The organism is Leisingera sp. ABM4_103, from assembly GCF_056158685.1.
This window is the reverse complement of sequence record NZ_JBSWTU010000005.1, coordinates 3,171,881-3,184,321: the sequence shown is the minus strand read 5'-3', so window position 1 is coordinate 3,184,321 and position 12,441 is coordinate 3,171,881. Positions and strand designations below refer to the sequence as shown.

Here is a 12,441-nt window from a genome sequence, read left to right as displayed (position 1 = left end):
CAAGTTATTGGAGTTACGGCAATTGCACCGCCAGAAAGGATTGGAAGGCTTGCGCCAGGATGACGGCCGCGACGCCGTAGACGGTGAGCCAGAGGCGTTTCTCCAGCCGCTCCATCATCTGCTCGATCCGGTCGAGGCGGCGGTTCACGGCCTCGTTCTGGATCTGGGCAACCCGCTCATGGGCGGACAGGCGCAATCCCGGTGAACAATCGAATGCGTGTATCGGGTGCTCAGTCATCCTGTCCGCCCTCCGCCTGCGGCGCGGCCGGGGCTTCTGCGGGCAACCCCAGCAGCTGCCGCTTTTCCGCGGGTGTGAGGAAATCCGCGGAAGCGACCCGCCTCCATTGCGCCTCGCGCTCTGCCGCCAGGGCGGGCAGCTGGTCGAGATCGGGCTTCAGGGTCAGTTCCTCGCCGGTCCAGCCTGCAAGCCAGCCGGACAGCGCGGCGGTCACCTTGGCCGCCAGAGGCAGCACGGTCAGCCGGTAGAAGGCGCGGTTGGCCTCCTGATAGTTGGCATAGGTCGCATCGCCGGGGATGCCGATCAGCATTGGCGGCACCCCGAAGGCGAGCGCGATTTCGCGGGCGGCGGTGTCCTTGGTCTTCTGGAACTCCATGTCGGAGGGCGAAAAGCCCATCGGCTTCCAGTCCAATCCGCCCTCCAGCACCATCGGGCGGCCGGCATTCTGGGCGCCCTGGAAATTTGATTGAATCTCCTCACTTAGATGGCGGAATTGATCTTCCGACATCTGGCCCTGGCCGTCAGATCCGGTCCAGACCAGCGCGCCGGAGGGGCGGGCTGCGTTGTCCAAAAGCGCCTTGGACCAGCGGGAGGCGGCGTTGTGAACGTCTATCGCCATCGCCGCCGATTGCAGGGCTGACAGGCCATAGTGATCGTCCTGCGGGTGGAAGCTCTTGATATGGCAGACCGGCGGCTGGCCGGGTTCGTTGGCGAAGCGGTGCTTGCGCCCGCCGGCCACATAGTCGAAGGCTGCCGGCCAGCCATCCGGACCGGGCACCACGTTCATCCGGTCGGAGCGCAGCACATGCAGCTCTGCCGGGGTTGCGTCCTCAGCCGCGACCATCTCGATATAGGCGTTGCCGGACAGCAGCAGGTGGCCGTAGAGCGCCTCCAAGAGCTCCGCCTGGGTCTGGGCCGGGTTGGGACGCGCCAGCAGCGCCAGCCAGGGGTGGGTGTCATAGCGCTGGCGGCTGTCCTGAAGCACCAGCGGCACGGCGGCGGCGGCCTCGGCGATCAGGCGGATCACCCGGTGGGTGACCGGGTTGCCGGCAAAGCCGCTGCGGGTCAGGGAGACGGTGTCGCGCGGGCTCCAGGCGATGCGCCCCGAGTTGTGCCAGGAGACCACGCGGGCGGTCTGGCTGGCCTTCTGTTCCAGGCCCGGATTTTTGGGGCCGGGTTTCCGGGGGTCCGGCGTTTTACGCCGCAGCAGGTCAAAGACCATGGTCCGCTCCTCAGCTTGTTCCTGTCCGGCGCTGGACCCCTTGGGGCTGGTGCGCCTTTGCTGAGGATCATTAGTGGCAGAAAGAGCTGAAGATCCGGGAAGCGGTGCGTACGCAGGGGGCGCAACACCATACCTCAACCGTCTGATTAAAAACAAAAACCGCCCGTTGCGCAGAGGGCGGCTTGCGGAGGTCACGAAGGGCAGCGCCGGTTCGCGGGCGGGCGGGAAGCACCCGCCCGCGGGCGCGGACGGGCGCTGCCCGGCCTGCGGCCAGGCTGTAGCTTACAACACTCGCACTTGCGGCCTGCGCAGGTTGGCCGCGGGCTGGATGATCAGCTCATGCAAGGCCCAGACCAGCGCATCAACCCGGTCGGGAGAGCCGCTGCCGCGGTAGCCCTGCGGGGTCATCTGGCACATCTGGTCCTCCAGCTCTCCCAATTCGGGCAGGTGAAACACCCGGCCCTGTTCGTAGAGGGCGGCAACCGGTTCGGCGCGGGCGGATTTGCCCTTGCGCGCGTGCAAGGCCCGGAACGGCACCAGCGGGTCGGCCTGGCGCAGGACTGTTTCCACCAGGGCGCCGCCCTGGTTGACCTCTGCCACCACCCGTTCAGCGCCAAACCTGTCGCGGGCGGCAATCACCGCCTGTGCCCAGGCCAAGGGGCCAGCCCCCTGCACGGTGCAATCTGCCAGCACGTAGGCCTGCCACTCCTGCGGCGGGCCGTGGGTGATCGCGCCCGCCACCACGATGCCGCAGGCGTCGGAGTCCTTGCCGGCGCTCACCGCCGGGTCGACGGCGACCACCACCCGGTCCAGAGGCGGCGCCTCAGACACCTGCGCGTCCACCAGCGCCGCTGTGGTCCAGAGCGCGCCCTGGATGTCCGACAGCATCACCCCGTCCAGCTCCTGCCGCCCCAGCCGGGTGCCTGCATAGCGCGCCCGCACCTCCGCCAGAAAAGACGGCGCGAGGTTGGCGCGGTTGGCTTCGGTCGGGGCATGGGTGGTGACAGTGCTGGGTGAGGCCAAGAGCCGTTTCAGCACGGGCGCGTTGCGGGGCGTGGTGGTGACGCAGACGCGCGGGTCCTGGCCCAGCCGAAGGGCGAATTGCAGCATGTCCCAGCTCTCCTGGCCCTTGCGCCACTTGGCCAGCTCATCCGCCCAGGCAGCGTCGAACTGGGGGCCGCGCAGGGCCTCGGGGTCGTGGGCGGAGAACGCCTGCGCTTCGGCGCCGTTGGGCCAAGTGAGCTTGCGCTCCGAGGCTTTCCACTTGGGCCGCCGGTCGGGCGGCGAACAGGCCAGGATGCCGCTGTCGCCGTGGATCATCACGTCGCGTACCTGGTCATAGGTCTCTGCCACCAGCGCGATGCGCCGGGCGGTTCCGGGGTCATGCGGGCATGGGCCCTCGGCCAGCGAGCGGACCCATTCGGCCCCTGCCCGCGTCTTGCCCGCGCCGCGGCCGCCCAGGATCACCCAGGCACGCCAGTCCCCCGGAGGCGGGCGCTGGTGGTCCAGCGCCCAGATATCAAAGAGATGCGGCAGCGCGCAGAGCGTTTTGCGGTCCAGCTCATCCAAGAAGAAGCTCAGGAGCGATGGCGGCACGCAGGCAAGCAAGTCCGCGCTCGACAGCTGCGCGCGCCGCGACGAGATCGAGCTCGTGCTCGGATTTGAGCATACGGGTGAATTCGGTGCTTTGTTCTGCAATGACTTTCTCCACTTTCTGGCAATCCCGGATCAGGCCTTCAAGCTTGCTGATCTGCGCCTTGGCGCCGGTAACTTCATCGGCGCCGGCGGTTTCGAGCTGCTCCCGGAGCTCTTCCGCCTCGTTTCGCAGACGGTGAATGCTGTCCTGCAGCGAACGCAGGAGATCGGCGGTGTAATGCACCTGCCGGGTCAGAACGGCGGCGCCGTCCTGGTCTGGTGTCGGGTGTGTCATGGGTTGCTCTGCCTCATGCGTTTTTGTCCGCACGAGAGAAAGACAGGACGGCCACCGGTGGAGGGATCCGGGGCCGTCCTTGTTTCTTCCAGCTGCGCCACAACCTATACGCGATTACATCGTAAAAGTCAAGGGTTATGAGGCGGGGTGCGTACGGCGGGCCCGCAACGCCCCGCGCGCAAGGAACCGACGGAGGCGCGCCGCAGCGGCAGGCTGCCACAGAATAGCGGCAGCCCTGGGGTCACGTGGACGGGCTGGCCGGCTCTTCGCGCAGCATGGCCAGCGCACCGCCGGGATCGCGCAGGATTAAGTTGTGCGCCGTGCCGCTGCCCACTGCGCCGCGGTCCAAGAGGCACGCCCCATTGGCCTCTGCAACGCGCTGCGCATCCGCCAGCGCGGCGATCCGGATGCTTGGCACCCAGATTGCTTGCGCGCCTGTCGCCAAGTCCGCCGGTTGCAGGACTGCGGTCAGGCCGCCGGTGGGCCCGGTGATGGCAAGGCCGCCTTGCCCTTGTGTCCGGGGGCCGGCAGCCTGCCACCCCAGAACCTCCCTGTAGAATGCCCCGGGAAAGGCGCCGGTGTCCGACAGGTAGACTTCAGGTCCGAACTGCCGGCGCGGCACAGGAAAGCTGTGGCGCGAAAGAGAGACCCCGATCAGCGCCCCCTGCGGGTCACGGATGACCGCGTTGCGCCCGACGCCTGGAACTTCGAAGGGGTGCCTGACGATACCGCCGCCATGCACCTCCGCCTGGTCCAGCGCGGCGTCCACATCGGGGACTTCGACATAGGCGAGCCAGCCCTCTGCCAGACCCCGCGGCGCCGGTAGAATACCAGCGCCAGCTTCATCGCCGGATAGGGCGAGAATGAAATCCTTTTCGCCGCCGCCCCACGCGAAGTCCGTGGCGTGTTCGGTCACATAGCTCCAGCCCGCGACGCTTTTGTAGAACGCCATTGCGCGGTCCGTGTCCGGCGTGAACAGGTCGTGCCAGACGACCTGGCCGGCTTTTGACTTGCTCATCGGTTCACCTCCGGCTCTCTTTCAGTTTTTTAACGCCGCGCACCATCTTTCCAAAAGCCTTGTCCTTGGACCTGCGTTCGGCAAGGCTGGCTGAATTGAAGGCGTTTTCGGCCTTGAGCTTGCGCCAACGGGCAAGCCGGGAGGCGTCGATTTCGCCCTGTTCAATGGCTTGCGCCACCGCGCAGCCCGGTTCCGTGTCGTGCTTGCAGTCCTTGAACCGGCATCCAAGCGACAACTGCTGGATATCAGCGAACACGTCATCAATCCCGGCATCCGCATCGGTAAGCTGCAGTTCCCGCATACCGGGAGTATCGAGGATCATGCAGCCATTCGGCATGGAATGGAGCTCGCGGCGCGTCGTGGTGTGCCGGCCCTTGGAGTTGTCTTCACGGATCCCTTGCGTCTCAATCGACTGGCTGTTCAACAGCGCGTTGGCAAGGGTGGACTTGCCGACGCCCGATGACCCCAGGAACGCAACCGTCTTCCCCGGCTTGCACCAGGGCGCCAGCGCGCTTCGGGGCTCGAATCCGCGAGCGTCGAGCGTTACGACTTCAACCGTTTGCGAAATGGCCCGGGCCGCATCTGTGTAGTCCTGCGGGTCCGCAAGCAGGTCGGCCTTGGTCAAAACTATGACCGGCGTGATCTGCGCCTCAAATGCCAGGGCGATGTAACGTTCGAGCCGCGGCACGTTGAAATCCTGGTTGCAGGACGAAACGATAAAGGCCGTGTCGATGTTAGCGGCGATGAGCTGCTCGAACCGGCCGGTGCCGGGCGCGCGCCGCTTGATCAGGCTGATGCGATCCAGAACCTGGCTGGACTGCGGCCGTTCGCGATCCAGCAACAGCCAGTCGCCGACCGTAACATCCTGCCGGGGCGGAAGCGTGGTTTCGATGCTGTCACCGAAAACATGCAGCGCATTGCGATGCACCTGGACGACGCGGACCGGCGGTGTTGCGCGCAGGTCTTCAACGCTGATCTGCTGGGAAAAGAACGGCTGCCAGCCTAAGGCCTGAAGCGGCGTCATGCGGTCGTTTGATCCGCCGTCACGGCGGCTGTTCGGAAGAAATTGGGAGTAGTCCCGTACCATTGCGGGTAAACTTTCATGTCTGGGCTGCGGGCGGGGCCCGGCCGGAAGAGTAAGGAAAAGATGCAAGGCGTCATTCACCGGCCGCACTTAGCGGTGGTGTTTTCCGTGACGGGTCTTGCGCTGGGAGGCTTGCTGCCTCCCCTCCTTACCGGGACATGAAATCTCCATTTATCCTGAACATCATTTAGGAGGACGTCTGGGCGGATGCAACTGCAAACGAGCGAAAGCGTCATTTGCGATGGCGGCAATGGAGCTGGCTGGTTCGGCACCGGAACGGCCGCGCTTGGCCGCGCTGTTGCGTACGGGTTCAACAAAAAAGGGCGCCGTCCGGCGCCCTTTCCTACGCGATCCAGCCTCGCAGCACTCAGTTGTTCTGCTGCTGCTGGGCTTCGATCTCGCGCCATTTGGCGACGTTCCTGTTGTGCTCGTCCAGCGTCTCGGCAAAGGCGTGGCCGCCGGTGCCGTCGGCGACGAAGAACACATAGTCCGTGGTCTCCGGGTTCACCGCCGCCTCAAGGCTCGCAAGCCCCGGGTTGGCGATGGGCGTGGGCGGCAGGCCCTCGATCACATAGGTGTTCCAGGGGGTGGGCTTGCGCAGCTCGCTTTGGCGCAGGCCGCGTCCCAGGATGCCTTCGCCCTTGGTGACGCCGTAGATCACGGTCGGGTCCGTCTGCAGGCGCATGCCGCGGTTCAGGCGGTTGGTGAAGACCGAGGCGACCACACCGCGCTCGGAGGCGACGCCGGTTTCCTTCTCGATGATCGAGGCGAGGATCAGCATCTCCTCGGGCGTCTTGACGGCAGCGTCGTCTGCGCGGCTTTCCCAAGCGGCGTTGATGCGCAGCGTCTGGCGCTCCTGCATCTCGGCCAGCACGGCGGCGCGTTCAGTGCCTGGGGTGACCTCATAGCTGTCGGGCGCCAGCAGGCCTTCGGCCGGACGCTCGCCCGGGTCGCCGTCCAGCACGTCCATCGCCTTTAGCGCCTCGACCACCTGCCAGCTGGTCACGCCTTCGGCCAGCGCAATGCGATAGCGGGTGTCAGCGTCCTGGCGGGTCTCGGTGTATTCCGCAGGCACCTCATCGACGCCAAGGACGAATTCCGCCTTCTCCTCGAATTTGTTGGTCGCCGGATCCAGCTCGCGCACCTCAGCCTGCGTGCGGGTCACGCCGATGCGGTAAACGATCTCTGTGCCGCAGGTGGAGGCGCCGGAATGGGTGATCTCGTCGACGATGCGTTCCATCGACGACCCCGGCTCCACCAGGAAGCTGCCGGCCTTCAGCTGGCCGGTCTTCTCGCTGTACTTGGCGCCGAGACGGAAGATGGTGCCGGAGGAAACTGCCCCCTGCTCTTCCAGGTCGCGGCTGACTCGGGCCATGTTGGAGCCGCGCTCCACCCGGAGGCAGATGGCGGTGTCCAATGGACCTTCAGCCGTGTACTGCGACTGGCCCCACAGGATGAGGCCGCCCAGCAGGAACAGGGCGGCGATCAGGACCGTCAGCATATTAGAGGCGAGGCTGCGCCACATCAGTCAGGTTTCCCGAAGATCACCGATGCGTTGGTGCCGCCAAAGCCGAAGGAGTTCGACAGCGCCACTTTGATTTCCCGCTCACGCTTGGCGTTGGGGGCCAGGTCAACCGGAGTTTCAACCGCGGGGTTGTCGAGGTTGATGGTCGGCGGTGCCACCTGGTCGCGGATCGCCAGGATCGAGAAAATCGCCTCAATCGCGCCGGCCGCGCCCAAGAGGTGGCCGGTGGCGGATTTGGTCGACGACATGGTGACATTGGCAGCATGGTTGCCCAGCAGCCGTTCCACCGCGCCCAGTTCAATGGTGTCGGCCATGGTGGAGGTGCCATGCGCGTTGATATAGTCAACCGCCGACGGCTCCAGGCCCGCATTGTTCAGGGCCGCGCGCATCGAGCGCTCGCCGCCTTCGCCATCCTCGGACGGCGCGGTGATGTGATAGGCGTCGCCGGACAGGCCATACCCCAGCACCTCAGCATAGATCTTGGCGCCGCGGGCCTTGGCGTGCTCGTAGTCTTCCAGAACCACGATGCCGGCACCCTCGCCCATGACAAAGCCGTCACGGTCGGCGTCATAGGGACGCGAGGCTTTCTTGGGGTCGTCGGCGTATTTGGTCGACAGCGCCTTGCAGGCGTTGAAGCCAGCGATGCCGATTTCGCAGATTGCCGCCTCTGCACCGCCTGCGATCATCACGTCGGCGTCGCCCGATTTGATCAGCCGGGCCGCGTCGCCGATGGCGTGGGCGCCGGTCGAGCAGGCGGTCACGACAGAGTGGTTCGGACCCTTGAAGCCGAAGCGGATCGAGACCTGGCCGGAGATCAGGTTGATCAGCGCGCCGGGGATAAAGAACGGCGACACCCGGCGGGGGCCTTTTTCCTTGATCATCACCGCGGTGTCGGCAATCGACGACAGGCCGCCGATGCCAGAGCCGATCATCACGCCGGTGCGCAGTCGGCTTTCCTCGTCCTCGGGCGTCCAGCCGGCGTCGCGCACGGCCATGTCGGCGGCAGCGATGCCATAGAGAATGAAATCATCAATTTTCTTCTGGTCTTTCTTGGCAACCCAGTCATCCGGGTTGAACGTGCCGCCGCTGCCATCGCCGCGCGGAACCTCGCAGGCATAGGTCGTGGTCACGCCGCTTGCTTCGGCGTCAAACTGGGTGATGGGGCCCGCGCCCGACTGGCCGTCCAGCAACCGGGTCCAGCTTTCCTCAACTCCGCTGGCCAGAGGGGTAACCAGGCCCAGACCGGTGACAACTACTCGACGCATTCCTTGCTCTCCTTTGCCTCGGCAATCCGTCTGTCCAAATAGCTTGGAATGCCCGGCAGGTGCAAGAGCGGGTGCGGCCGCGGATTCCCTTGCGGAAGTCCGATTTTTATGCAGAGATGCCGAAACGGGAATGGCTGATTAACTATTCTCTCATAGGTTGCTCGTATACCGATCAATAGAACTTGGCATCCGTCCTCAAGGATTGCCACAGCGGGCTGGAGCTCTGGGCCTTTTTGTCTCCAGCCCGCATTTTTTTCCGGTGCTTGCAACCCCCCGTTTTCGCGGCAAGCGGCCTTGGGCGAAGCGGGAAAAACAGTCCTCCCCCTTGTTCGTCTTCATGCGTTTGGCTGCTGTACCGCACGGCGGTGTGCGCCTTGGCTGCGGCTGCTGCAAGGTTTTCTTCCGCTGCGGCCGCTGCGTTAACCGGGCATTCGCTTCTTTAGGGCATTCTTCTGTTCTCGAAGGATTTGAGGAACGACCCCGCCATGCGCCAATGGCTCTCCATAGCTGCTACCCTGCTGGTGATCGGCCTGCTCCCCGGGCATGCAAGCGCCAGTTGTGCCGTGCACCGCGACCTGTCGGATCTGCACCGGGCCAGCAAGGGATTTCTGTCTTATCTCAGTACCGGCCAGGGCGCCTACAGTGTGCAGCATCTGCGCAGCTGGATCAGCGCAAATCCGCCGGCTCCGCTGCGGCAGCGGATGAGGGCTGTGGGAATTCAAACCGTTGAGGCCGGAACGATGGAGCTGTTGAAGCAGCAAACAGTCGTCCTGCAGATTCTTGCAACCCAGGGCCGCGCTGCCGCCTTTGAGACCGCCCGCCACATGGGTCTCCAGGATCTGGCGGCGGAATTCGGCACCCAAGTCGAGGCCCTGCCCTGCGATCAGGTCAAGGACGACGGTTACGGCAGTAAGCTGGTTGCGGTGAATGCAGCGGACGCGCGCCAACGCCAGCAGATCATCAATGCCGCCATTGCCTGGGTGTCCTTCCTGGTGCTGGGCGGCAGCGTTCTGTATTTCCTCGACCGGATCGGCATACGAAAGATCCGCCGCACCAAGCGTTACCCCTGCTCGGTGCCTTGCGTTCTGCAGGCGGGCGGGCGAACGGTGCCAGCCCATCTGGTCGACCTCAGCCGGGCCGGCGCCAAAGTGCGCCCTGACGCGGCTTGCGAGATTCCGGGCCGGGTGACCCTCTCCTTCGGCGGCTATACCGTGGACTCGAATGTGCGCTGGCAGACGGCTGATTACTTCGGTGTGAAGTTCTCCAAGGATTTCAACTTCCTCCAGCTGCACCGGCTGCTGGAAGCCTTCCCGATGGAGGATGAGGACGGCAGACCACGGGCGGCGCGCATGCCACCCGGTCTCGGAATCTAGCTTATGGTTCCCCGAGGCAGCGCCTCAAGCTCCGCCGGATAGCCACTTCTGCTGTCCCGGGCCTTTCTGGCCGCCCCGCAGACACACGGCGGTGCGACCGCACTTTCGCCCCCGTCTGCCAGACCTGCGAAGCGCTGCTGAGATTTAACGGAGATTTGCTGCGTCCGCTTGCCGTGCGTTAAGGCCGCCAAGTTAGACCTTGGGGTGATCTGTGCACAGTTTCGCGAGTCCCCCGGCATGGTTTTCAAGCCTTTTGCTCTTTCCGCCGCCGCAGCCCTGACCCTTGCCGCAGCCGGACCGGCGGCAGCCGCAACACCGTCGCCTTCCCGCGCCACATGCGAGCTTTTGTCGGACCTTGTGTTCATGCAGCATCAGATGCGCGCGTTTCACCAGGTGCTTCGGACCGGAAAGGGCAGCGGCGAGGCGCAAAGACTGCGCAATTGGCTGGCTGACCATCCGCAAGTGGATCTTCGCATCCGGCTGCGCCGGGCCGGGATGCATCGCTACGAGCGGCTCACTCTGAACCTGATCACCCGTTACAAGGGCCTATTGGAGATCCACCGCAGGCACGGCGCCGAAGCGGCGGCGGCAAATGCCAAGCGCCGCCGCACCGCTGCGCTGCTGGAAACCTATGCCGCGCGCATCGTTCCCCTGCCCTGCAACTATGTGCCGCCGCAGGACACCGAAGGCGTTTCGCTGAGCGGCATCGGGAAACTGAAACAACTGCCGCAGGAGGCTGTCATCGCAGGTTCCCTGCTGACGCTGATTCTCGGTGCGGCAGCGGCGGTCCTGCTGGAGCGCCTGGCCCGGCGGCGCCTGCGGCTGTCCCGCCGCCACCCCTGCGCGCTGCCTTGTATCCTCAAAAGCGGCGATTTCCGCTTTGAGGCACGGATAGTCGATATCAGCCGGCTGGGAGCCAAGGTGCGTGTCGGGCTGGAGGGCGGCCAGCCCGTGCCTCTCATCGAAGGCGAAGTTGCGGCCGAGGCGGCCGGCCTCCTGCTGATAGAGGCCCAAGCGACCTGGCAGAACAACGACTATGTCGGGATAAAGTTCAGCAAACGGCTGTCCCGCGGGCACCTTAAGAAGCTTCTCAAACTCAATGCCGCGCAGGTCAACGAGCCGGAGACAGCCGCCAGCTCAGCCTGACTGCGCCCCGTTTGGCTGGATCTGCGCGCCGGCCGCGATGCGGATCGCAAGCCGCCGCGCGGCTGCAGGCTGCCTGCGGGTGATAACCGCAGGCAGCAGCCCGATTGCTTCGGGTTACTGGAATTCCGCCACCGGTTCCGGCTCCGGCCGCGCAACGGCCAGCGCATCCCCGACCGACAGTGTCTTGCGGAACAGCGCCCGGCCCACCATCGCGCCGGCGATATTGTGAATGTACTTCAGCCGCGAGATATCATCGGCATTGCGCACCACGCCATTGGCAATCACCGGCAGCTTCACCGTGGACGCCAGGTGCGACATCAGCCCCATCTGCGCTTCCGTGTCGGCAACATCGGAGTCGATGTCGGTGATAATGATGCCGGCAAATGGCGCGCCCTCAAAGGCCTCCAGATAGGCTTCGGGGGTAAAGGCGCCGGACTTGCGCCAGCCGTCGGTCATCACCTGGCCCTGCCAGATATCAACGGCAAGCACGATCTGGTCCGGATGGTGTTCCGCAAGCTCGCGTACCAGATGCGGGTCGCGGGCAGCCAGGGTGCCGATCACGATGCGGCCTGCCCCCTTGTCGATCCAGCTCTCGACCTGCTCGCGCGAGCGGATGCCGCCGCCCAGCTGCACCGGAATGCCGGCACCGCGGATGATGTCGGTGACCAGGTCCTCGTTGCTGTAATCGCCCTCAATTGCGCTGAAGTCGGTCAGGTGCATCCATTCCGCCCCTGCGGCGGCAAAGCCCTTGGCGGTTTCCACCGGGTCCACGTGCCAGATCTGCGGCTCGTCCAGGCGGCCTTTTTCCAGGCTCACGCAGCGGCCGTTCTGAATCTCCATCGTGGGGTAAATCATCATAGTGCCAGTCTCCTCTGTGCTCTGCCTGTCACGGAAATACTAGCACGGATCATCCCCTGAGATACGCCGTATCCTGACCTTTTGTGGAACAATTGCGGCACCAGCGCCCGGCTGCGTGGTAGCGCCAACAGGCATGGGGCCGGATTGCCGCAGACGCAAATTCGGCAAGCGCCGGACGGCACCGGAAAGACAAAAGAAAACGGCGCCCTCCGCAGGGGAGAGCGCCGTTCAATCCGGTCATCCGGAAGCGTGGCTTAGGACGCTTCGGAGATGAACTTGACCGCGTCGCCGAAGGTCTGGATGGTTTCGGCTGCGTCGTCCGGGATCTCGATGCCGAACTCTTCTTCAAACGCCATCACCAGTTCCACGGTGTCCAGGCTGTCTGCGCCCAGATCGTCGATGAAGGAGGCGTTTTCGGTGACCTTGTCCTCTTCAACACCCAGGTGCTCAACAACGATCTTCTTTACGCGATCTGCGACGTCGCTCATGTCTCTTCCTCGTAATTCAGGGCACTCTGCCCGGTTCTGCCCTTGCCCGTGCGGGCGGCGTGGTTATTGCCCGGAGCGGGCGGTGTGATCCCCGCGGGACGGGGACAGTGCGGCGTTTCCCTTAGGAAATACCTGCGGATATGGGCCGCCTATAGCATAGACCGCGGCCAAGGCAAACGGTTTCGCTTGGTAACGATTCCCGCGGCAGCCGGTATCGTGCGGGTATGAAGCCGTGCAGATGGCCCCGCAATCAAGTGGTTGCAAGAGTGTTAATGGGTTTTTTTGGCAATTCCG

The 12,441-nt window shown here is 64.8% G+C and carries 12 protein-coding genes; 2 read left to right on the top strand and 10 right to left on the bottom strand.

Features of this window, described 5'->3' with window-relative positions; translation table 11 throughout:
* Positions 1-13 precede the first annotated feature (13 nt).
* The 8 genes from ACXAED_RS17440 to fabF all read right to left on the bottom strand — a co-directional run bounded on the left by ACXAED_RS17440 (position 14) and on the right by fabF (position 8,282).
* A complete protein-coding gene (locus ACXAED_RS17440) occupies positions 14-238 on the bottom strand; it encodes a GTA head formation protein, RCAP_rcc01685 family (RefSeq protein WP_475051796.1) in 225 nt (74 codons plus the stop codon).
* A complete protein-coding gene (locus ACXAED_RS17435; protein WP_475051794.1) occupies positions 231-1,460 on the bottom strand; it encodes a phage portal protein in 1,230 nt (409 codons plus the stop codon). Before ACXAED_RS17435 ends, ACXAED_RS17440 begins: the two co-directional genes overlap by 8 nt.
* A 282-nt stretch (positions 1,461-1,742) precedes the next feature.
* Entirely contained in the window at positions 1,743-3,029 is a 1,287-nt protein-coding gene (locus ACXAED_RS17430) for a DNA-packaging protein (protein WP_475051793.1), read from the bottom strand.
* The gene (locus tag ACXAED_RS17425; RefSeq protein WP_475051792.1) at positions 3,022-3,390 is read right to left on the bottom strand and encodes a recombinase; all 369 of its coding nucleotides are present in this window, start codon (positions 3,388-3,390) and stop codon (positions 3,022-3,024) included. The genes ACXAED_RS17430 and ACXAED_RS17425 overlap by 8 nt, the downstream gene beginning before the upstream one ends.
* Positions 3,391-3,631: 241 nt before the next feature.
* Complete coding sequence (locus tag ACXAED_RS17420; RefSeq protein WP_475051790.1) at positions 3,632-4,408, bottom strand: VOC family protein; 777 nt, start codon at positions 4,406-4,408, stop codon at positions 3,632-3,634.
* 4 nt (positions 4,409-4,412) lie between these two features.
* Positions 4,413-5,495 (bottom strand): ribosome small subunit-dependent GTPase A, encoded by a 1,083-nt coding sequence (gene rsgA / locus ACXAED_RS17415; RefSeq protein ID WP_475051788.1) that lies wholly within the window; start codon positions 5,493-5,495, stop codon positions 4,413-4,415.
* 364 nt (positions 5,496-5,859) lie between these two features.
* Positions 5,860-7,017 carry an endolytic transglycosylase MltG gene (gene mltG / locus ACXAED_RS17410; RefSeq protein ID WP_475051787.1) on the bottom strand — a complete coding sequence of 386 codons (1,158 nt, stop codon included), beginning with the start codon at positions 7,015-7,017 and terminating at the stop codon, positions 5,860-5,862.
* Positions 7,017-8,282, bottom strand: a complete 1,266-nt coding sequence (gene fabF / locus ACXAED_RS17405; protein ID WP_475051784.1) for a beta-ketoacyl-ACP synthase II — start codon at positions 8,280-8,282, stop codon at positions 7,017-7,019. Before fabF ends, mltG begins: the two co-directional genes overlap by 1 nt.
* A 485-nt stretch (positions 8,283-8,767) precedes the next feature.
* Here fabF and ACXAED_RS17400 point away from each other — a divergent pair, with 485 nt between their 5' ends.
* Positions 8,768-9,655 (top strand): PilZ domain-containing protein, encoded by an 888-nt coding sequence (locus ACXAED_RS17400; protein ID WP_475051783.1) that lies wholly within the window; start codon positions 8,768-8,770, stop codon positions 9,653-9,655.
* A gap of 363 nt (positions 9,656-10,018) precedes the next feature.
* Positions 10,019-10,801: a PilZ domain-containing protein gene (locus ACXAED_RS17395; protein ID WP_475051782.1), complete on the top strand. Its 783-nt coding sequence runs from the start codon at positions 10,019-10,021 to the stop codon at positions 10,799-10,801.
* Between the two features lie 114 nt (positions 10,802-10,915).
* Here ACXAED_RS17395 and ACXAED_RS17390 read toward each other — a convergent pair whose 3' ends face one another.
* A complete protein-coding gene (locus ACXAED_RS17390) occupies positions 10,916-11,659 on the bottom strand; it encodes a 1-(5-phosphoribosyl)-5-[(5-phosphoribosylamino)methylideneamino]imidazole-4-carboxamide isomerase (RefSeq protein ID WP_475051780.1) in 744 nt (247 codons plus the stop codon).
* Positions 11,660-11,913: 254 nt separating this feature from the next.
* Complete coding sequence (locus tag ACXAED_RS17385; RefSeq protein ID WP_005982462.1) at positions 11,914-12,147, bottom strand: acyl carrier protein; 234 nt, start codon at positions 12,145-12,147, stop codon at positions 11,914-11,916.
* Positions 12,148-12,441: the final 294 nt, after the last annotated feature.